This is a genomic window from Streptomyces sp. NPDC101227, assembly GCF_044767545.1.
Lineage (GTDB): Bacteria > Actinomycetota > Actinomycetes > Streptomycetales > Streptomycetaceae > Streptomyces.
Genome location: NZ_JBIWOD010000001.1, coordinates 821,906 through 842,088, shown reverse-complemented (window position 1 = coordinate 842,088; position 20,183 = coordinate 821,906). Strand labels below are relative to the sequence as shown.

Sequence of the window (20,183 nt, the reverse complement as noted above, 5' to 3'; positions counted from 1 at the left end):
ATCGACGCCCTCGATGCGGTTGCCGTAGAGGGCGTTGAAGGTGGTGCAGCCCAGCGACTTGGCGAACTCGATCGCCACCGGCACGTTCGCCCGGAACCTCTCGGACTCCTCACCCGGCACGGACAGCGCGCCGCGGTCGGGGCCCGGCAGCCGCCCGGCGTAGAAGTTCAGCCCCACCAGCCGGGTCCCCGCGTCGTTCAGCGCCTCGCGCAGCGCGTCCAGCTCGGCCTGCTCGGGGACCGGGGCATCCACCCACGGCCACCACAGCTCCACCGCCGTGAAGCCCGCCGCCCGCGCGGCCGCCGGCCGCTCCAGCAACGGAAGCTCGGTGAACAGAATCGACAGGTTGACGTTGAAGCGCGTGTCCGTGAAACCCATGGAGGTCCGGCGCCCCTTCCGAATAGCGGATTTGTGTTTCTGTTGTACGGGATAGTGGCGACGCCGGGCGCGGCGGTCAAGCGCGCCCGGCACACCCTTCGGATCGAGTCCGGCGTCAGACCTTGAGCGGCTTGATCGCGGTGGGCGCGTGGCCCGGCTCGGTCGCGATCTCCTCGAACTCGGTGACATCGCTGATGTCGGCGGTCTTGCTCATCGCGATGTTGGTGATGCGCTCCAGGATCGCCTCGACGACGACCGGCACGCGGTACTCGGCGGCGAGCTTCTTGGCCTCCTCGAAGGCGGCACCCAGCTCGTTCGGGTCGGTGACCCGGATCGCCTTGCAGCCCAGCCCCTCGGCGACCTTGATGTGGTCGACGCCGTAGACGCCCAGCTCGGGGGAGTTGATGTTCTCGAACTCCAGGTTGACCTCGAAGTTGATGTCCAGGCCGGCCTGCGCCTGACGGATCAGGCCCAGGTAGGAGTTGTTGACCAGGACGTGGACGTAGGGGATGCGGTGCTGCGCACCGACCGCCAGCTCCTCGATCATGAACTGGAAGTCGTAGTCGCCGGAGAGCGCGACGACCGGGGACTCCGGGTCGGCGGTGGCGACGCCCAGCGCGGCCGGGATGGTCCAGCCCAGCGGGCCGGCCTGGCCGCAGTTGATCCAGTGGCGCGGCTTGTAGACGTGCAGCATCTGCGCGCCGGCGATCTGCGAGAGGCCGATGGTGGAGACATAACGGGTCTCCGGGCCGAAGGCCTTGTTCATCTCCTCGTAGACGCGCTGCGGCTTCATCGGGATGTTGTCGAAGTGCGTACGGCGCTGGAGTTCGGCCTTGCGCAGCTGGGTGGAGGCGGCCCACTCGCCGCGGTCAGGCAGCTTGCCCTCGGCCTTGAGCTCCTTGGCGACCTCGACGAACAGCTCCAGCGCGGCCTTGGCGTCGGAGGCGATGCCGTAGTCGGGCGCGAAGATCTTGCCGATCTGGGTGGGCTCGATGTCGACGTGGACGAACTTCCGGCCCTTGGTGTAGACGTCCAGCTTGTAACCGGTGTGGCGGTTGGCCCAGCGGTTGCCGATGCCGAGGACGAAGTCCGACTCCAGGAAGTTGGCGTTGCCGTAGCGGTGCGCGGTCTGGAGGCCGACCATGCCGGCGTTCAGCTCGTGGTCGTCGGCGAGGATGCCCCAGCCCATCAGGGTCGGGATGACCGGGGTGCCGGTCAGCTCGGCGAACTCGACCAGCAGGTCGGAGGCGTCGGCGTTGATGATGCCGCCGCCCGCGACGATCAGCGGGCGCTCGGACTCGAGGTAGAGGGAGAGCGCCTTCTCGATCTGGGCGCGGGAGGCGACCGGCTTGTAGACCGGCAGCGGCTGGTACGTCTCGGGGTCGAACTCGATCTCGGTCAGCTGGACGTCGATCGGCAGGTCGATCAGGACCGGGCCGGGACGGCCGGAACGCATCAGGTGGAAGGCCTGCTGGAAGACGCCGGGGACCTGCGCGGCCTCGAGGACCGTGGTCGACGCCTTGGTGACGGGCTTGGCGATCGAGGCGATGTCGACGGCCTGGAAGTCTTCCTTGTGGATCACGTTGGTCGGCGCCTGGCCGGTGATGCACAGGATCGGGATGGAGTCACCGATCGCGGAGTACAGGCCGGTGATCATGTCGGTGCCGGCCGGGCCGGACGTGCCGATGCAGACACCGATGTTGCCCGGGTTGGTCCGGGTGTAGCCCTCGGCCATGTGCGAGGCGCCCTCGACGTGCCGGGCGAGCGTGTGGTCGATGCCGCCGCCCTCCTTCAGCGCCTTGTAGAAGGGGTTGATCGCCGCACCCGGCACGCCGAAGGCATTGGTCACGCCCTCGCGCTTGAGGATCTCCACCGCAGCGCGGGCGGCTGTCATACGAGGCATCGAGTACTCCTGGCGTCGGCCTGTCAGGGGCATGTTCCGGCGCGGGGCCGGAGGAACCGAAAGCTTCTTAATTCCGTATCATGGAATCAATGTTTTGCTTTATGGAAGAAACGTAGAGCGAGTCGATCCGCTCGTCAAGAGCGCGCCGGACGCGGGATCGCGGGCGCCACGCAAAGAGCCGCGCCCCGGGCAATTGCCCGCGGCGCGGCTCGGCGACGTTCGGTGACTTACGGAGTGACCTGCTCAGGGCCACCGGCGGCGGCAGCCGCGCGACCGCGGCCGCGGGAAGGCGCGGCGGCGCCGACGCAGGACACCGCCCGGCAGCGAGGAAACCGGATGGCGTTCCGCGTGACGCGGCCTGCGATCACGGTGCGGGGGTACGCGGGTGCATGCCCGGGGCGCGCGCCCGGTAACGGCCTCCGCTCCCTGCGCATGGGGCAGGCCACCACGCAAATCGCCCTGGCGAACGGCCAGTTCAACCCGTAATGTGCCCGATGGCCCGGTGCCGGTCCGACCTTCAACGCCTGCTGGAGTCGCTACACACGGCGGACGGGATCGAGCTCGTGCGCAACATCGCCAACCGCGTCTGGCCCCGGCCCCGGCACGCGGGCGGGGCGGGGGCGCCTCAGAACCGCCGGGCCGACTCCTCCGCGTGGGCCATGCGCCGCAGGCTCAGCAGCACCGGTTCGTACAGCACCGTAAGCGCGACGGCCGCCTCGATCTGGCCGGTCGGGGTCGGCTGCTCCTCGACCATGTCCAGGTCGGTGACTGCCAGTTGCGCCGCCAGCCGCCCGTACGGCAGCAATTGCTCGGTGTCGCAGGGGTAGCCGAGCCGGGCCAGCGCGGCGACCGATTCGACGAGCCGCCGGTGGGCGGGCTGGAGCAGCCCTTCGCGCAGGTAGTACTTGATCGTGGCGGTGGACACACCGCTGCGCTCGCTCAGCTCCGCCAGCCGCATGCTCTTGCACCCTCCCTTTGGATAGGCGCACTATCCTAATTTGGATAGTATCGCTACCCAATGGGGGCGGGGAGTTTCATGGGCATTGCACCGGCATCCGAGCGACGGGTCACGGCCGCCGCGGAGGGCGACGCGGTCGTCTTCCTCTCTGGCACGAGACGTACATCGTCCCGGCCGGTCCGGGTGCGGCATGGCGAGTCGGGCCCGTGGGCCGACGCGGGGAGCGGGCGGCGCAGCGGCTGGCGAGCGGGGCCGCTTGAAGAAGCGATCGGATGGTGCTCTGACCAAAGGGCAGCAAGCGTGTGAGGCGACGTGGCGGTAAGCCCCCAAGAATCTCCCCCACGCCGTCCGAGGCCTCCGCGGGGGCACGTCCTGAAGGCCTCCGTGAGGCACGCACGGGCCTCACTCCCGGTGGAGTGGGGCCCATGTGCACTCACGGCGAACTCTGCGCGTCTCGCCGGGGAGTTGCCCTACCGGATCGGCATCCCCGACAGCGTCCGGGCGATCACCAGCCGCTGGATCTCGCTGGTGCCCTCGAAAATGGTGTAGATCGCGGCATCGCGGTGCATCCGCTCGACCGGGTACTCCCGGGTGAAGCCGTTGCCGCCGAGGATCTGCACGGCCTGGGCGGTGACCTTCTTGGCGACCTCGCTGGCGAAGAGCTTCGACATGGAGCCCTCGGCGGAGGTGAAGGGCTTGCCGGTCACCGCCATCCAGGAGGCGCGCCACACCAGGAGGCGGGCGGCGTCGATCTGGGTGCGCATATCGGCCAGCTGGAAGGCGACGCCCTGGTTGTCGATGATCGGGCGGCCGAACTGCTCGCGGGTCTTCGCGTACTCCAGGGCCTCTTCATATGCGGCCCGGGCGGTGCCGACGGCCATCGCGCCGACCGCCGGGCGGGACGCCTCGAAGGTGGCCATCGCGGCGTTCTTCACCCGCTCACCGCCGGCCTTGGCCTTCTCGTGGGCGCGGGCGAGGCGCTCGTCGAGCTTCTCCTTGCCGCCGAGCAGGCAGTGACCGGGCACCCGGACGTCCTCCAGGACGACCTCGGCGGTGTGCGAGGCGCGGATGCCGTGCTTCTTGAACTTCTGGCCCTGGGTGAGGCCCGGGGTGTTCGGGGGGACGATGAAGGAGGCGTGGCCCTTGGAGCCCAGCTCGGGATCGACGACCGCGACCACGACATGGACGTTGGCGATGCCGCCGTTGGTGGCCCAGGTCTTGGTGCCGTTGAGCACCCACTCGTCCTTGGCCTCGTCGTAGACGGCGCGGGTGCGCATCGAGGCGACGTCCGAGCCCGCGTCCGGCTCGGAGGAACAGAAGGCGGCGACCTTGACGTCATTGGCGTCGCCGTACATCTGCGGCACCCAGGTGCCTATCTGCTCCTCGGTGCCGTTGGCCAGCACGCCGACGGCGGCGAGGCCGGTGCCGACGATCGACAGGGCGATGCCGGCGTCGCCCCAGAACAGCTCCTCCATGGCCATCGGGATGCCCAGGCCGGTGGGGTCGAAGAACTGCTGGGCGTAGAAATCCAGTGAATACAGGCCGATCTTGGCGGCTTCCTGTATGACCGGCCAGGGAGTCTCCTCGCGCTCGTCCCACTCGGCGGCGGCGGGGCGCATGACGTCCGCGGCGAAGCCGTGAATCCAGTCGCGGACTTCCCTCTGTTCGTCGTTGAGCTCCATGGTGAACTCGGCCATGACCCCTCCTGCGCTTGCGGTCTTTCGCATGTTACTTGCGGTAACGAGAGTGTGTTACTCGCCAGTAAGGGATGTCAACTCCCCGGGGTTCGAATTCGCCGTGGAGATCGGGTGTTACGTTGCGCGAGCGCCACGGAGTCACGAGGGTGGGAGCACGACCATGGAAAACACACAGCACAGCGGCCGTCGGCAGACGGCGACCGAGCGCAGACGACGGGAGCTGCTGGAGGCCGCGGAGCGCATTGTGCTGCGCGACGGCCCGGACGCGTCGATGAACGCCATCGCCGCCGAAGCAGGCATCACCAAGCCGATCCTCTATCGGCACTTCGGCGACAAGGGCGGGCTCTACCGCGCGCTCGCCGTACGGCACACCGACGCCCTGCTGGCCAATCTGCGCACCGCACTGGACGCCCCGGTCCTGCGCCGCGACCGGGTCGAGGCCACCCTCGACGCCTATCTGGTCGCGATCGAGACCCGGCCGCAGGTGTACCGCTTCCTGATGCACCCTTCCGACGAGCAGAGCCAGGGCGAGTCCGGCTTCGACGTGGGGCGGCACTCCGCCCCGCTGCTGCGCAGGCTCGGCGAGGAACTGGCGAAGGTGATCGCCGACCGCCTCGACCTCGGCCCCGAGGGCGAGGAGCGGGCCCGGGTATGGGGCCACGGCATCGTCGGCATGATGCATGCGGCCGGCGACTGGTGGCTGCGCGAGCGACCCTGTTCCCGCGAGAAGCTGGTGCAGCATCTGACGGATCTGCTGTGGGGACAGCTGGCCACCGTCAAGGACCTGGCGGGCGGCCCCGGGTTCTGACCGTCAGCGGCCGGACTCCCCCGCGGAGGCGGCCCAGGGCGCGCGGGCGGCCGCGCGCAGCGTCCGTCGCCGCCGCAGTCCGGTCAGGTGGTCGACGTACAGACCGCCCTCGAGGTGGTCGCACTCGTGCTGGAGACAGCGGGCGAAGAAGCCGGTACCGGTGACGGTCCTCGGCTCGCCGGTCGCGCTGAGCCCTTCCACAACGGCGTGGTCGTGGCGCGGCGTACCGGCCTCGAGACCGGGCAGCGACAGACAGCCCTCGGGTCCGCGGATGACCGGTCCGTCCGCCTCGACGAGCCGGGGATTGACGAGATGCCCGAGATGACGGCGGTCCTCGTCGTCGGGGCAGTCATAGACGAAGATCCGCAAGGGGACGCCGATCTGATTCGCGGCGAGACCGACGCCGCGCGCGGCGTACATTGTCGCGTACATGTCCTCGATCAGCCGGGCGAGCTCGCCGTCGAAGGCCGTGACCTCCTGGCAGGGCTCGGTCAAGGCCGGGTCGCCCAGGAGGCGCATGGGGCGCGGGCGGCCGGTGCTGCCGGGGATCGTACGGGAGCGCATGGGCTCCAGCGTACGGTCCACAGAGCACCCTCCCGGTCATACCGGATGTCGCGCCACGGGTGGCGGGGTTCGGGCCCGCGGCCGGATCTCGATAGGCTGATCCCCGACCGAAGCCTCCGTACCGGTCATCGGCTGCGGAGGAGGCGTTCCCCCGGCAGCCACGCGGCAGGCGGGCGCCGGATGCAAGGAGGATCAAGGACGATGGCAGGCAACACGGAGCCGCTGTCGCCGCGGGCCAAGCTGGCCGTGACGGCGGGCAAGGCCGCGGCGGCGGTATCGCGCGCGGCGGGCCGCGGCAGCGGATCGGTGATCGGTGGCCGGGTGGCGCTCAAGCTCGACCCCGACCTGCTGGCCCGGCTGGCCCGGCATTTGGACGTCGTCCTGGTGTCGGCGACGAACGGCAAAACGACCACGACGCGGCTGATCGCCGAGGCGCTGCGGGCCAGCGGCCCCGTGGTCTCCAACGCGCTCGGCGCGAATATGCCGGCGGGCATCACCTCCGCGCTGGCCGGCGGCTCGGACGCCAAATACGGCGTCATCGAGGTGGACGAGAAGTACCTCGCCGGTGTGGCCCGGGATGTCACGCCGAAGGCCATAGCGCTGCTGAACCTCTCCCGCGACCAGCTCGACCGCGCGGCGGAGACCCGGATGCTGGCCGAGCACTGGCGCGAGGGCCTGTCCGGTTCCAAGGCGCTGATCATCGCCAACGCCGACGACCCGCTGATCGTCTGGGCGGCCTCGTCGTCCGCGAATGTGGTGTGGGTCGCGGCCGGGCAGGAGTGGAAGGACGACGCCTGGTCGTGCCCCTCGTGCGGCGGCGTGATGCAGCGGCCGGGCGAGGACTGGTTCTGCGGCGAGTGCGGCTTCCGCCGGCCGACGCCCAGCTGGGCGCTGTCCGGCGATCATGTCCTCGACCCGCACGGCAGCGCCTGGCCGATCAAGCTCCAGCTGCCGGGCCGCGCCAACAAGGCGAACGCCACGACCTCGGCCGCCGTCGCCGCCGCCTTCGGGGTGCCGCCGCAGGTCGCCCTGGAGCGGATGTACAGCGTGCAGGCGGTGGCAGGCCGCTATGACGTGGTCACGTTCCTGGAGCGGGAGCTGCGGCTGCTGCTGGCGAAGAACCCGGCCGGCTGGCTGGAGACCTTCTCGCTGATCGACCCGCCGCCGACCCCGGTGATCATGTCGGTGAACGCCCGCGGCGCGGACGGCACCGACACCTCCTGGCTGTGGGACGTCGACTACACCCGGCTCGCCGGGCACCCGATCTTCGTACTCGGGGACCGCAAGCTGGACCTCGCGGTACGCCTCGAGGTCGCCGGGCTCGAGTTCCAGGTGTGCGACAACATCGACGAGGCCGTGCAGATGGCGCCGCCCGGCCGGATCGAGGTCATCGCCAACTACACGGCCTTCCAGGACCTGCGCCGCCGCGTGGGCAACTGAGTGCGGTCCACCGACCTTACAAACAAGGACGAGCGAGCATGAGTGACAACAGCCTGCGCCTGGTGTGGATCTACCCGGACCTGCTGAGCACGTACGGCGACCAGGGCAATGCGCTGGTGGTGGAGCGGCGGGCGCGTCAGCGCCGGCTGGACGTACAGCGCCTGGACGTGCGCTCCGACCAGCCGATTCCCACCTCCGGGGACATCTATCTGATCGGCGGCGGCGAGGACCGGCCGCAGCGGCTGGCCGCCGAGCGGCTGATCCGCGACGGCGGACTGCACCGCGCGGTCTCCAACGGCGCGATCGTCTTCTCGGTGTGCGCCGGCTACCAGATCCTGGGCCACGAGTTCATCAACGACCTCGGTGAGCGTCAGGAGGGCCTGGGGCTGCTGGACGTGGTGAGCACCCGCGGCGAGGGCGAGCGGTGCGTGGGCGATGTACTGGCCGATATCGACCCGAAGTTGGGCCTGCCGCCGCTGACCGGTTTCGAGAACCACCAGGGCGTGACGCATCTGGGCGAGACCGCCAGGCCGTTCGCCAAGGTGCGCTTCGGCAAGGGCAATGGCGTCGGCGACGGCTATGAGGGCGCGTACAACGACACCGTCTTCGGCACCTACATGCACGGCCCGGTGATGGCCCGTAATCCGCACATCGCCGACCTGCTGATCAAGCTGGCGCTGGATGTCAACGCGCTGCCGCCGGTGGAGGACCGCTGGTACGAGGCGCTGCGCCAGGAGCGGATCGCCGCGGCGACGCAGCCCGCCTGAGCACCCCCCGCGCTCATCCGTACGCCCGCAGTCCCGCACTGCGGGCGTACGTGTGCCCGGGGCCCCCGCGCTTGTAGGGTGAGCGGGATCCAACCGGACGACGGGGTCCGGGTCTCCGGTTGAGTTGCAGAGGGTTTTTCAAGCAATGCGTATTGGTGTCCTCACCTCCGGCGGCGACTGCCCCGGCCTGAACGCCGTCATCCGGTCCGTCGTCCACCGCGCCACCGCCGATCACGGCGATGAAGTCATCGGCTTCGTGGACGGCTGGAAGGGCCTGCTGGAATGTGATTACCGCAAGCTCGACCTGGAGGCCGTCGGCGGCATCCTGGCGCTCGGCGGCACCATCCTCGGGTCGTCGCGGGTACAGCCCGCCCATCTGCGGGACGGCGTCGAGCGGGCCCGCGGCCACGTCGCCGAGCTGGGCCTGGACGCGATCATCCCGATCGGCGGCGAGGGCACGCTGAAGGCGGCGCGGCTGCTGTCGGACGCCGGGCTGCCGATCGTCGGCGTACCCAAGACCATCGACAACGACATCGCCGTCACGGACGTGACCTTCGGCTTCGACACGGCGGTGGGCGTCGCCACCGAGGCGCTGGACCGGCTGAAGACGACCGCCGAATCGCACCAGCGGGTGATGATCGTCGAGGTGATGGGACGGCACACCGGCTGGATCGCACTGCACTCGGGGATGGCGGCCGGTGCGCACGCGATCGTGGTCCCGGAGCGGCCGTTCGACATCGAGGAGCTGACGGCGCGGGTCGCCGCGCGGTTCGACGCCGGCAAGAAGTTCGCGATCGTGGTGGTCGCCGAGGGCGCCAAGCCGCGCGAGGGCTCCATGTCCTTCGACATCGGCGGCAAGGACATCTACGGCCATGAGCGGTTCGCCGGGGTCGCCCGGCAGCTGTCCGTCGAGCTGGAGAACCGCCTCGGCAAGGAGGCCCGCCCGGTCATCCTCGGCCATGTCCAGCGCGGCGGTACGCCCACCGCGTACGACCGGGTGCTGGCGACCCGCTTCGGCTGGCACGCCGTCGAGGCCGCGCACCGCGGCGACTTCGGGATGATGACCGCGCTGCGCGGCACGGACATCACGCTGGTGCCGCTGGCCGAGGCCGTGGAGAGCCTGAAGACGGTGCCGGCGGAGCGGTACGACGAGGCGGAATGCGTGCTGTAGTCCTTGTTGCACGGCGCCGCGACACGGCGCCGTATGACGTTGTCCGACCTTGTACGAACCGCCCCCGGCCGATGCGACGGCCGGGGGCGGTTCTAGTCTTGTCGCCGGAGCATTGGTACGAATCAGGAGCGAGCGGATGCATCACGGCGGGCACGGCATGGACGGCATGAACATGGATCTGCCGCCGTTCACGCTGGGGCGGGGGCTGGAGTTCGGCGGTGATCCGTTCTTTCTCGTCGGCTGCCTGCTGGGACTGCTGCTGTACGGCTGGGCGGTGCTCCGGCTGCGGCGGCGGGGCGACGCATGGCCGGTGAGCCGGGTCGTCGCCTGGGCCCTGGGCGTGGTGTCGGTGGCCCTGGTGATGTGCACCAAGCTCAACGACTACGGCATGGCGATGTTCAGCGTGCACATGGTGCAGCACATGGTCGTCAGCATGCTCTCGCCGATCCTGCTGCTGCTCGGGGCGCCGGTGACGCTGGCGCTGCGCGCGCTGCCGGCCGCCGGGCGTGGCCGCAAGGGCCCGCGGGAACTCCTGGTGGCGCTGTTGCACAGCCGCTATATGCGGATCATCACGCACCCCGCGTTCACCATCCCCCTCTTCATCGCGAGCCTGTACGCGCTCTACTTCTCCCCGCTCTTCGACTTCCTGATGGAGTCCCGGGCCGGGCACATCGGGATGATGGTGCACTTCCTCGCCGTCGGTCTGGTCTTCTTCTGGCCGATCATGGGCATCGACCCGGGCCCGCACCGGCCGGGATATGTGATGCGGATGCTGGAGCTGTTCGCGGGCATGCCGTTCCATGCGTTCTTCGGCATCGCGCTGATGATGGCCTCGGAGCCGATGGTCGACACCTTCCTGCACCCGCCGGCCTCCCTGGGGATCGAGGCGCTGTCCGACCAGACGGCCGCCGGCGGCATCGCCTGGGCGTTCAGCGAGATCCCGTCCGTGGTGGTGCTGATCGCCCTGGTCTTCCAGTGGTACAAGTCCGAGAAGCGCCACTCGCAGCGCACCGACCGGGCCGCGGACCGCGACGGCGACAAGGACCTGGCGGAGTACAACGCCTATCTCGCCTCGCTCAACGCCCGCGGTCAGTAGGCGACGCCAGCTAGCGGTACGGGCCGCGGCCGGGGACGATGGTCCCATGGCCGCGGCCCGTGGCACATGAGCGAGCTCAGCGAGCGATCATTCAAAGGTGCGCGCTGAGCGAATGCGAGGCCTCGCGAAGCGAGGTTTCGGCATGAGTTCCGGGCTGCCATGAGGAGGTTGCGGGTATGCCCGGATCTGCCAAGACGATGGCCGTGTGCACGGTGGGCGCGCTGGTGGTCGCGACCGCCTACACCGTGGCCCTGGGGGGCAACGGCTGGCTCTGGTTCCTGTGGGTCGTACTGGCTTCGGTGACGGTCGGCGTGGTGGCGGGCCGGCGGGTCTGAGCGTGGAACGCCGGCCCCGGCGCCTCAGAAGCGGAAGACCGGCCCGGTGTCGGAGTCCATCACACAGGCATTGGGGAACGATTTGCGCCAGGCCACCGGGCGGCCGCGCCACTCACCGGTCGCCGCGACGGTCACCGGGTCGTACTGCTTGGTGCACGGGCGCGGGTCCCCCGGCAGCGCGTCGAGGTCGCCGTCCGCCTCCGCCAGCACCGCGCAGGCGGCCGCGCCGTGCGGATGGGTGCCGCGGGTGTCCGGGCAGTTGAGCTGCACCCCGCGGATCCAGGTGTCGCCGGCACCGGACACCGTCAGAAACAGGCCACGGTCGCGCTCGGGCTCCGCGGCGCCCGCGGGCCGGCCCGGGGCGACGGCCAGCGCGGAGAGCACGGCGGCGGTGAGCGCGGCGGCACGGGGCAGGCGGCGGGCCTTGGGCATGCGGTTCTCCTGAGGGTGGCTCGGTGGGATCGAGCGCGGGTGCACGCGTGCCAGCGCACCCCGGCCCACGCCGGTGGGCAAGCGGCCACGCCGAGAGGTCGCCCGTAGGGAGGACCGGTACGGCCCGCCCTGGAGGCGCCGCAAGGGGTGCCGCTCCCCTGCCCCGCCCGGGTGCGGGACGGCACTCCCCCACCCCTTGTCCCTTCTGTTCCATCCCACCCCTGTCCTGCCGCCTCCCGGCCACGGACCGGCCGCGCGGCCCGCCTACGCTGCCCGTATGTGGAGAGACATCGCAGGCCGGGCGTTCCCGGAGGCCGAGTTCCGCGCGCCCGCCGATCCGGCCGCGCTGTCCGCGGCCGAGCGGCGCCTGGGGTGCACCCTGCCGCCCGAACTGGTGGGTCTGCTGCGGGAATCCGACGGCATCGTGGGGCCGTACGGCGTGGATGCCGTCTGGCCGCTGGAACAGCTGGTCCGGAACAACCTGCACTTTCGGTCGGACCGCTCCCTCGCCGGCCTGTATATGCCCTTCGATGCCCTGCTCTTCTTCGGGGACAACGGCAGCGGTGACCAGTTCGCCTTCGTACAAACGCCGCCGCGCGCCGACATCTTCGTATGGGAGCACGAGGACGACAGCCGGCGGTGGGTCGCGCGGGATCTGACGGACTATCTGGGCCGGTCGCTCGCGGAGGACGGGGACGACTGGTATCAGTAGCGCGAGGACGGCGGCGAGGATCTCGGTGAGGCGGCGGCGATGCGGAAGATCATCTTGATGATGTCGGTGTCACTCGACGGATACATCGAGGGACCGGAGCGCGACATCGACTGGCATCTGGTCGACGACGAGCTGCACCGCCACTTCAATGACCAGCTCAAGGGCATGGGTGCGTTCCTGAGCGGACGGGTCACCCATGAGCTGATGGCCGGGTTCTGGCCGACCGCCGACGCCGATCCCGCAAACGCCGGGCCCATGGCCGAGTTTGCCGGTATCTGGCGGCACATGCCCAAGATCGTGTTCTCCCGGACCCTGGAGCGGGCCGAGTGGAACACGGTCATCAAGCGGGAGGTCGACGCCGAGGAGATCAGGGCGCTCAAGGCGCAGCCGGGCGGAGATCTCGCGCTCGGCGGTGCCGACCTCGCCGCGGCCTTCATGGCGCAGGGGCTGATCGACGAGTACCGCATCTATGTCCATCCGGTCCTCATCGGACGGGGCAAACCCCTGTTCCCGGCCTCGGACACCCGGGCCGGTCTCCGCCTCGCCGAGGCCCGGCCCTTCGGCAACGGCGTCGTCCTCCTGCGCTATCAGGCGGCGGCCGACGCCCGCTGATACGGACCCCTCGCGCCCTCTTCGGGCGGCGGCTACTCTGCGTCGGCACGGTAACTACGGGGAGGCCGACGGGTGTTCTACCAGCTGCTGAAGTACATCGTTCTCGGACCCTTGCTGCGGCTGGTGTTCCGGCCGCGGGTCGAAGGGCTGGAGCATGTGCCGCAGGAGGGGGCAGCGATCATCGCGGGGAATCATCTGTCGTTCTCCGACCATTTCGTGATGCCCGCGATCGTGCCGCGGCGGGTGACGTTTCTGGCCAAGGCGGAGTACTTCACGGGGCCGGGGCTGAAGGGGCGGCTGACCGCGGCGTTCTTCCGGGGCGTGGGGCAGATTCCGATCGACCGGTCGGGGGGCCGGGCCTCTCAGGCGGCGATCTCGTCGGGGCTGTCGGTGCTGCGCAAGGGGCGACTGCTGGGGATCTATCCCGAGGGCACGCGGTCGCACGACGGCCGGCTCTACAAGGGGCGTACCGGGGTTGCCGCGATGGCGCTCAAGGCGGGGGTTCCGGTGGTGCCGTGCGCGATGATCGGCACGTTCGAGGCGCAGCCAACAGGACGGCGGCTGCCGCGGGCGATGCGGATCACCATCCGGTTCGGGGCGCCGCTGGAGTTCTCGCGCTACGCCGGGATGGCGGACGAGCGCACCGCGCTGCGGGCCGTCACGGACGAGATCATGTACGCGATCCTGAAGCTGTCCGGGCAGGAGTACGTGGACCTCTACGCTGGCGAGGCGAAGGCCGCGGCACAGACGGAGGCCAAGGCACGGGCGCAGGGGCGGAAGGGGCATGGCGCCGGGGGCTGAAAGTTCTTGCGTCGGGCTTTCTTGGCTTGAGCTTTCTTGCGCCGGGCTTTCTTGCGCCGGCTTTCATGCACTGGTGCTTCTTGCGCTGCGTGTTCCTGTGCTGAGCGTTCCTGCGTTGCGTGTACTTGCGTTGCGTGTTCTTGCGTTGTGGCTTTCCTGTGTCTGGCCTGATTGTGCCTGGCCTGCTTGTGCCGTGGGCGAACCGGGCTGTGGGGGCGCCGGGCGGCCCGTACGGTCCGCAGCATGGTGACGGGCAGCGCAGTGGTGATCGGGGCGAGCGGACAGATCGGGCGGGCGGCGGTACGGGCGCTGGCGCGCGACGGGTGGGAGGTACGGGCGGCTTCCCGGCGCGGTGGCCGCGATGAGTCCTGGCCCGGGGAGGTCCGTTCGGTGGCGGTGGACCGCGAGGACGACGCGGCGCTGGCCGGGCTGGTCGGCGAGGGCTGCGATGTGCTGCTGGACTGTGTGGCGTACGGGGCGGAGCACGCACGGCAGTTGGCGGGGCTGGCGGACCGCGTCGGATCGGCCGTGGTGATCTCCAGCGGGGCGGTGTACGAGGACGAGCGGGGGCGGGGGTTCTCGACGCTGGGCACGCCGGAGGGGGCTCCGGTCTATCCGGTGCCGATTCCGGAGTCGCAGCGGACGGTGGCGCCGGGCGAGGGGGATTACGGGGCGCGGAAGGTGGCGCTGGAGCGGGCGCTGCTGGCGCAGGGGGCGCGGCTGCCGGTCACCCTGCTGCGGGCGGGCGCGATTCATGGCCCGTACAGTCCGTTGCCGCGCGAGCTGCACTTCGTCAAGCGGGTGCTGGACGGCCGCCGGGTGCGGGTGCTGGCGTACGGCGGACGCTGCCGCTTTCATCCGGTGCATGTGGAGAACCTGGCCGAGATGGTGCGGCTTGCGGCGCGCCGGCCGGGAGCGCGGGTGCTCAATGCGGGGGACCCGCAGGCCCCGACGGTGGCGGGGATCGCGGTGGCGGTGGATGCGGCGATGGGCGCGCCGGCGAGCGAGATCGTGACGGTGGAAGGTGCGCCGCCGTCGGCGGATGTCGGTGATACGCCGTGGTCGCTTCCGGAGCCGGTGGTGTACGACATGACGGCGGCGGAGCGGGAGTTGGGCTATCGCGCGGTGACCAGTTATGAGGCGTCGCTCCCGGGAACGGTGGCCTGGTTGGCGGATCGGGTGCGAGGGCGGGACTGGCGGGCGGTGTTTCCGCTGCTGGCAAGGCACTCGGGGGAGACGTTGTTCGGGTATGCGGCGGAGGACCGCTGGCTGGCCGGGCGGGGCGCATAGGGCCCGGGCGGACGGGCGGATATTCCGTCGTGCGCCGTGCCGCCGCCCCCGTATCTTGATCGTCATGATGAATCGGATACAGGGGTGCCGACGATGAGCGCCCGGCTGCGCGGTATGGCGCAGGAGACGGAGCGCATCGTCGCGGCGGGTGCGTACCACGCACCGAGCGGGCGGCTGGTGGAGATCGCGGCGGCGGTCGAGCGGGCGCGGGCCGGGACCCGGCTGTACGGGCCGGAGCCGGTCGCCGTCGAAGGCTCGGGGGCGGGCGCAACCACCGGCGCCCGGACGGCATTCGAGGTGACGGGGGAAGGCAGTCTGACGGCGGGCCGACGGCTGGCCGAGGCGGGCGGCGGGCCGCTCGCGGTGCTGAACTTCGCTTCGGCGCGCAATCCGGGCGGCGGCTATCTCAACGGCGCGCAGGCGCAGGAGGAGGCGCTGTGCCGGGGGTCGGCGTTGTACACCTGTGTGCGGGAGGCGCCGGACTTCTATGCCGCGCACCGGGCCGAGCCGAGCCCGTTCTACAGCGACCGGGTCATCCTCTCCCCCGGTGTGCCGGTGTTCCGTGACGACCGGGGTGTGCTGCTGGAAGTGCCGTACGAGGCAGGGTTCTTGACGGCGGCGGCGCCGAACGCGGGGGTCATCGCGCGGCAGCGGCCGGCCGAGGCGGGCCGGGTGGCGGGGGCTCTGACGGGCCGCGCGGAACGGGTGCTGGAGGTCGCGGCGGCGGGCGGGCACCGTCAGCTGGTGCTCGGCGCGTGGGGGTGCGGGGTGTTCCGTAATGAACCGGCGGATGTGGCGGGCGCGTTCGCCGCGCATCTGCTGGGCTCCGGGCGGTTCGCCGGATGGTTCGACCGGGTGGTCTTCGCCGTGCTGGACCGGCGGGCGGACTCGCCGACCAGGGCGGCGTTCGGGGCGGTCTTCGCGGCGTGAGACGCACCGCGGGCGGCCGGGCAACTTCCCGGCCACCCGCGGTGTTCTCCCAGACGTGAGGGAAAAAGGCGTGTCAGGGAGCGACCGGCAGGTCGGAGGCGCCCTTCGTGGTGGCCTTCGCCGTCTGCTTGGCCGGCTGCGGCGTGGCGTGCGGGGCGCACGTCACGTCCTCGGCATCGATCTTGCCGTCGACGAAGTACGCGTCGACCCGGTCGTTGATGCAGGGGTTGACGAGGCCGGTGACGCCATGCGATCCGGCGTCGCGCTCGGTGATCATGCGGGAGCCCGCGAACCGCTTGTGCAGCTCGACCGCGCCGTCGTACGGCGTGGCAGCGTCACGGGTGCTCTGCACGATCAGCACGCTGGGCAGGCCCTTGCCGGTCTTGACGTTGACCGGGGTCTGCTGCTTGGCGGGCCAGGTGGCGCAGGGCAGGTTCATCCAGGCGTTGGACCAGGTCATGAACGGCGCCTGCTGGTGGATGCGCGTGTTGTCGCGGTCCCACTTCTTCCAGCTGGTCGGCCACTTGGCGTCGGTGCACTCGACCGCCGTGTAGACGGCGTTGCCGTTCTCGGAGGCGATATTGCCGGCCTTGTCCGTCAGGTCGGGCGCGGCGTTCTCGATCAGCGGCTTCTCGTCGCCCGCGGCATACGCGCTCCAGACCTGGGCGACCGTGGCCCACATGGAGTCGTAGTACGGCGCGTTCTGGAAGAAGCCGGTGAGTTCGGCAGGGCCGACGACGCCGCCGATCGGGTTCTTCTTGGCGGTCGCGCGCAGCTTCTCCCAGGCCGCCTGCACCTTCTTCGAGGTGTCGCCGAGGTGGTAGGTCGCGTCGTTCTTGGCGACCCACTTCTTCCAGTCGCCCCAGCGCGTCTCGAAGGCCACGTCCTGGTCGAGGTTGGCCTGGTACCAGACGTTCTGGCGGGAGGGGTTGACGACGCTGTCGACGAGCATCCGGCGGACATGGTCCGGGAAGAGCGTCCCGTAGACGGCGCCGAGGTAGGTGCCGTAGGAGACGCCCAGGTAGTTGAGCTTCTTCTCACCGAGCGCGGCGCGGATCACGTCCAGGTCGCGGGCGGTGTTCGGCGTCGTCATATGCGGCAGGAGGCCGTCGCTGCGCTCGGCGCAGCCGTCGGCGTACTCCTTGGCGAGCTTGCGCTGCGCGAGCTTGTCGGCCTCGCTGTCGGGCACCGGGTCGGCCTTGGGGGCCTTGACGAACTCCTGCGGGTCCATGCAGGAGATCGCCGCCGAGTGGCCGACACCGCGCGGGTCGAAGCCCACGAAGTCATAGGCCTTGGCGGTCTTGGCCCACAGCGGGTTCTTGGTGGTGATGCGGGCCGGGAACCTCATGCCCGAGCCGCCGGGACCGCCGGGGTTGTAGACGAGGGAGCCCTGCCGCTCCTCCTTGCCGCCGGTGCTGACGGCCCGGTCGACGGCGATCTTGATCGTACGGCCGTTGGGCTTGGCGTAGTCGACCGGGACGGTGACATAGCCACACTGAATCGGAGCCTTCAGGCCCCAGTCGGCAGGACAGTCCTTCCAGTCGATGCCCGCCTTGGCTGCGCGCGCGGCGGCGGTCTGGACTCCGCGCGCTTCGGCCGATCCGGGCTTGTGGGTTTCGCCCGCGCTGGCGGGCGTGGCGGCTATCGCGCCTGCAATGAGCGTGCCGGTCACCAGAGTGCCGGCAGCGCCGAGCGCTGCTGTTCGTCTCACGTGGTGGATCCCCCTGCATGGTGCGCCGCTTGTGGCGACGGTGATCACAGAGCTGCTACAGAGGGATCCTGTCGTCTCCTGTCCCCTCCTGAACAGGTTTGACCACCATTTCTTTACCAATCCGTAGGATTAGCGGGGTTGTCGGCCGGCTGCCCGCGCGACACCGGGAGTTCGTCTGCGCTGCCCTGCCGCATTCCTGCCGGGGTCGGGGACCGCCGCCCGGTCGTTCGGGCTTTCGCCTTCGGCGAGTCGGGCAGGCGTGGCGCAGCCACGCCGAGCCGGCCGAAGCGGTCCGGATGCTCGGACGGTGGTGGCTTTCCGGCCAGCCCCGGCCACCCCCGCTCGACCTCAAAGAGCCTTCGGCGAGGCGGATCCCGGCGCCTTCGCCACCCCCGAGCCGCTGCGGCGGTGGGCGTACCGCGGCCTCGGCCTCCCCGGCTCGCGAGCCGCCTTGGCCGGATGGCGGGTAGCGGACGACGGCGTACGAGGGCCCACACCGCTTCTGCCGTATCCCGCATCCGCGGGCGGTGGCGACGGCGCCGACGACGCGCCCGGCGGGCCCCGGCCAGAGCTCCCGACAACACATTTCGGCCAACAGGCCCCGGACGACGGGGCGCAGGCAACAGTTCGCAGGCAACTCGTCGCAGACAACGGGCCGTCGGGGGGCGAGAACACGTCAATTGCCGCCCACATGTCCTTCAGGCATGTGCCGGACCCACCGGCTTCAGTAACCTTCCGTGCAGGCTCTCCCACACACCGCCACGAGGGAGAGCCTCCACGTTTTCGCTTTGCGCGGCCCGTACGAGCCGTCCAGGAGGAGATCCGAAGTGCCCGGTATCGATCAGGTGTTGGCCCAAGCGATGGGGATCCCCGGCGTTCTGGGGGCCGGGCTGATCGACTGGACCAGCGGGCTGACACTCGGCACGGCCGGGCGGGCGCCGCACGATGATCATGAGGCGGCCGCCGCGGACACCGCCGAAGTGGTCCAGGCGGTGGTGCGCAACGCGACCTTCGACACCGGGGGCGGCGGCGGTCCGGAGCTGGAGGACCTCATCATCACGGCGGCGGGAAGCTACCACCTCATCCGGTTTGTGCACACCGCCTTCGACAGCCAGACCTACCTCCACCTCTGGCTGGACCGCGAGCAGGCCAATCTGGCCATCGCACGGTTACGGCTGCGCGATCTGGCGGCGGAGCTGGTCGCGGCCTGACGACGACGCCGACATGACCGTGCCCATATCGTCCCGCCCGGTGGCGTCCGGCGGGCTGCTCGACCGGTTCGCCGCGGAACGCGTCACCGGCGCCCTGCGCGGCCCGAACGGCTGCTTCTATCTCCGCGACGGCGCCATCTACTGCGTCGAGGGCGCCACGGCACCCGGGCTCGACGCCCGGCTCAGCGCGGCCGGGCGACTGCCCGCGGACTGCTGGCAACATGCCCTCGAAACCGCGGGGCCGGCACACCGAGGCGGCCAATTCCTCGTCAGTGAGGGGTGGTTGACGCAGAGCGAGCTGGAGATCTGCCATCTGGGCGCGCTCCTCGACGCCGCGTTCTTCGCGCTGCCGCTGCCACCGGAGACCACCTCGTTCACACCCGGCACCGCGCACTGGCTGGGTGTCGTACGGGGGATCAGCGCCGCCGCCCTCCAGCAGGCGACGGCCCGCCGCCGGGCGCTGCTCGACCGGCTGGACCCGTGGGCGGCGGTCGATGCCTCGCCCGTCGTCCCCGTCATCCCGGCCCGGCCGGGCCGCCACTCCCCCACCGAAAGGCAGCGCCGGCTGCTGGAGCGCGCCGACGGCCGGCACACGCCGTACGAGCTCGCCCGCGCGCTGGGCCAGTCCGCCTTTATGACGTTGCTCGACATCCGCCGCCTCGCCGCGGCCGGACTCGTCCGGGTGCCCACGGCACCGGCGACGCTCCCCCGGCGGCTCCCCGGGGCCCGTACGGCAGCCCGGACCGGGCCCGCGGCGGACGCCCCCTCGCCGACCTGGCAACTACCGGTTGCGGACATGCTGGAGACCGCCGACCCGGATATTGCCCTCCTTGTCCGACTGCGTACGGCGCTGGAGGAAAACCTGTGAACCCCTACCCACGCGAAACCCGGCCATGAGGCACGTACTCGGAAAGCGTGCCGCGAAGAGAAGGATTCGAAGAACCAGGAGACTCATGACGATCGAACCCGATATACGGGATGAACTGCTCGCCCTGCGTGATCAGGTACGGCATCTCCAGGGCGGAATGGTGGCCAGTGCCGACGGCATGGTCATCGCCCACGATTTACGGGATATCGAACCGGACGGCCTCGCCGCGCTCACCGCCGCGGCCATCGGGGTCGCCAAACGCCTCACCGAGGCTACCGGGCAGGGCACGTTCGAGGAATCCCTCACGCGGGGCACCGGCGGCTACATCGCGGCCTATTCGGCCGGCAGCCGCGCCGTCCTGACTGCCGTGGCGGGCCCGGACACCAATGTGGGCCGACTGCATCTGCAGGCCCGCCGGACGGCCGCCCGTATCGGCAGCCTGATGGACAACTCCCACCGTGCGCCACTCAGCGCACCGAAGAACCACAGCTGACTCACC

21 protein-coding genes are annotated in these 20,183 nt (G+C 70.4%); 14 read left to right on the top strand and 7 right to left on the bottom strand.

Annotated features, from left to right (window positions below):
* From ACIRPT_RS03905 to ACIRPT_RS03890, 4 genes are all read right to left on the bottom strand, one after another.
* The coding region (locus ACIRPT_RS03905; RefSeq protein WP_403821701.1) for a TIM barrel protein at positions 1–378 on the bottom strand (378 nt) is incomplete at its 3' end.
* Between the two features lie 115 nt (positions 379–493).
* Positions 494–2,272, bottom strand: a complete 1,779-nt coding sequence (gene gcl / locus ACIRPT_RS03900; RefSeq protein ID WP_403514636.1) for a glyoxylate carboligase — start codon at positions 2,270–2,272, stop codon at positions 494–496.
* Positions 2,273–2,906: 634 nt separating this feature from the next.
* Positions 2,907–3,239 (bottom strand): MerR family DNA-binding transcriptional regulator, encoded by a 333-nt coding sequence (locus tag ACIRPT_RS03895; RefSeq protein ID WP_403821698.1) that lies wholly within the window; start codon positions 3,237–3,239, stop codon positions 2,907–2,909.
* Between the two features lie 470 nt (positions 3,240–3,709).
* The gene (locus ACIRPT_RS03890; RefSeq protein ID WP_403514624.1) at positions 3,710–4,936 is read right to left on the bottom strand and encodes an acyl-CoA dehydrogenase family protein; all 1,227 of its coding nucleotides are present in this window, start codon (positions 4,934–4,936) and stop codon (positions 3,710–3,712) included.
* Between the two features lie 160 nt (positions 4,937–5,096).
* Between ACIRPT_RS03890 and ACIRPT_RS03885 the strand changes: the two genes are divergently transcribed.
* Positions 5,097–5,744, top strand: a complete 648-nt coding sequence (locus ACIRPT_RS03885; protein WP_403821694.1) for a TetR family transcriptional regulator — start codon at positions 5,097–5,099, stop codon at positions 5,742–5,744.
* 3 nt (positions 5,745–5,747) lie between these two features.
* Here the strand turns inward: ACIRPT_RS03885 and def are convergent, their stop codons facing one another.
* Positions 5,748–6,308 carry a peptide deformylase gene (gene def / locus ACIRPT_RS03880; protein WP_403821691.1) on the bottom strand — a complete coding sequence of 187 codons (561 nt, stop codon included), beginning with the start codon at positions 6,306–6,308 and terminating at the stop codon, positions 5,748–5,750.
* A gap of 201 nt (positions 6,309–6,509) precedes the next feature.
* On the opposite strand from def, the gene ACIRPT_RS03875 reads away from it, so the two are divergent.
* The 5 genes from ACIRPT_RS03875 to ACIRPT_RS03855 all read left to right on the top strand — a co-directional run bounded on the left by ACIRPT_RS03875 (position 6,510) and on the right by ACIRPT_RS03855 (position 11,117).
* Positions 6,510–7,748 carry a MurT ligase domain-containing protein gene (locus tag ACIRPT_RS03875; protein WP_403514619.1) on the top strand — a complete coding sequence of 413 codons (1,239 nt, stop codon included), beginning with the start codon at positions 6,510–6,512 and terminating at the stop codon, positions 7,746–7,748.
* Between the two features lie 38 nt (positions 7,749–7,786).
* The gene (locus tag ACIRPT_RS03870; protein ID WP_403514617.1) at positions 7,787–8,515 is read left to right on the top strand and encodes a type 1 glutamine amidotransferase; all 729 of its coding nucleotides are present in this window, start codon (positions 7,787–7,789) and stop codon (positions 8,513–8,515) included.
* A gap of 145 nt (positions 8,516–8,660) precedes the next feature.
* Positions 8,661–9,686, top strand: a complete 1,026-nt coding sequence (locus tag ACIRPT_RS03865) for a 6-phosphofructokinase (protein ID WP_403821686.1) — start codon at positions 8,661–8,663, stop codon at positions 9,684–9,686.
* Between the two features lie 136 nt (positions 9,687–9,822).
* Positions 9,823–10,782: a cytochrome c oxidase assembly protein gene (locus ACIRPT_RS03860; protein ID WP_403821683.1), complete on the top strand. Its 960-nt coding sequence runs from the start codon at positions 9,823–9,825 to the stop codon at positions 10,780–10,782.
* A gap of 176 nt (positions 10,783–10,958) precedes the next feature.
* Complete coding sequence (locus ACIRPT_RS03855; protein ID WP_403821680.1) at positions 10,959–11,117, top strand: hypothetical protein; 159 nt, start codon at positions 10,959–10,961, stop codon at positions 11,115–11,117.
* Between the two features lie 24 nt (positions 11,118–11,141).
* Here the strand turns inward: ACIRPT_RS03855 and ACIRPT_RS03850 are convergent, their stop codons facing one another.
* Entirely contained in the window at positions 11,142–11,549 is a 408-nt protein-coding gene (locus ACIRPT_RS03850; protein ID WP_403821677.1) for an SSI family serine proteinase inhibitor, read from the bottom strand.
* Positions 11,550–11,826: 277 nt separating this feature from the next.
* Between ACIRPT_RS03850 and ACIRPT_RS03845 the strand changes: the two genes are divergently transcribed.
* The 5 genes from ACIRPT_RS03845 (at position 11,827) to ACIRPT_RS03825 (ending at position 15,894) form a co-directional block, all read left to right on the top strand.
* Positions 11,827–12,261, top strand: a complete 435-nt coding sequence (locus tag ACIRPT_RS03845) for an SMI1/KNR4 family protein (RefSeq protein WP_403821674.1) — start codon at positions 11,827–11,829, stop codon at positions 12,259–12,261.
* A 39-nt stretch (positions 12,262–12,300) separates the two neighbouring features.
* Positions 12,301–12,873 (top strand): dihydrofolate reductase family protein, encoded by a 573-nt coding sequence (locus ACIRPT_RS03840; protein ID WP_403821671.1) that lies wholly within the window; start codon positions 12,301–12,303, stop codon positions 12,871–12,873.
* 72 nt (positions 12,874–12,945) lie between these two features.
* Complete coding sequence (locus tag ACIRPT_RS03835; protein WP_403821668.1) at positions 12,946–13,674, top strand: lysophospholipid acyltransferase family protein; 729 nt, start codon at positions 12,946–12,948, stop codon at positions 13,672–13,674.
* 243 nt (positions 13,675–13,917) lie between these two features.
* Entirely contained in the window at positions 13,918–14,964 is a 1,047-nt protein-coding gene (locus ACIRPT_RS03830; RefSeq protein WP_403821665.1) for an NAD-dependent epimerase/dehydratase family protein, read from the top strand.
* A gap of 93 nt (positions 14,965–15,057) precedes the next feature.
* The gene (locus ACIRPT_RS03825; protein ID WP_403821794.1) at positions 15,058–15,894 is read left to right on the top strand and encodes a TIGR02452 family protein; all 837 of its coding nucleotides are present in this window, start codon (positions 15,058–15,060) and stop codon (positions 15,892–15,894) included.
* A 73-nt stretch (positions 15,895–15,967) separates the two neighbouring features.
* Here the strand turns inward: ACIRPT_RS03825 and ACIRPT_RS03820 are convergent, their stop codons facing one another.
* Positions 15,968–17,605, bottom strand: a complete 1,638-nt coding sequence (locus ACIRPT_RS03820; protein WP_403821662.1) for an alpha/beta hydrolase — start codon at positions 17,603–17,605, stop codon at positions 15,968–15,970.
* An 827-nt stretch (positions 17,606–18,432) separates the two neighbouring features.
* On the opposite strand from ACIRPT_RS03820, the gene ACIRPT_RS03815 reads away from it, so the two are divergent.
* The 3 genes from ACIRPT_RS03815 (at position 18,433) to ACIRPT_RS03805 (ending at position 20,177) form a co-directional block, all read left to right on the top strand.
* Positions 18,433–18,816, top strand: coding sequence for a hypothetical protein (locus ACIRPT_RS03815; RefSeq protein WP_403514594.1), 384 nt, complete (start codon positions 18,433–18,435; stop codon positions 18,814–18,816).
* 13 nt (positions 18,817–18,829) lie between these two features.
* On the top strand, positions 18,830–19,684 hold the full coding sequence (locus ACIRPT_RS03810) for a hypothetical protein (RefSeq protein ID WP_403821659.1): 855 nt from the start codon (positions 18,830–18,832) through the stop codon (positions 19,682–19,684).
* 85 nt (positions 19,685–19,769) lie between these two features.
* Entirely contained in the window at positions 19,770–20,177 is a 408-nt protein-coding gene (locus tag ACIRPT_RS03805) for a roadblock/LC7 domain-containing protein (protein ID WP_403821656.1), read from the top strand.
* The last annotated feature ends 6 nt before the right edge of the window (positions 20,178–20,183 follow it).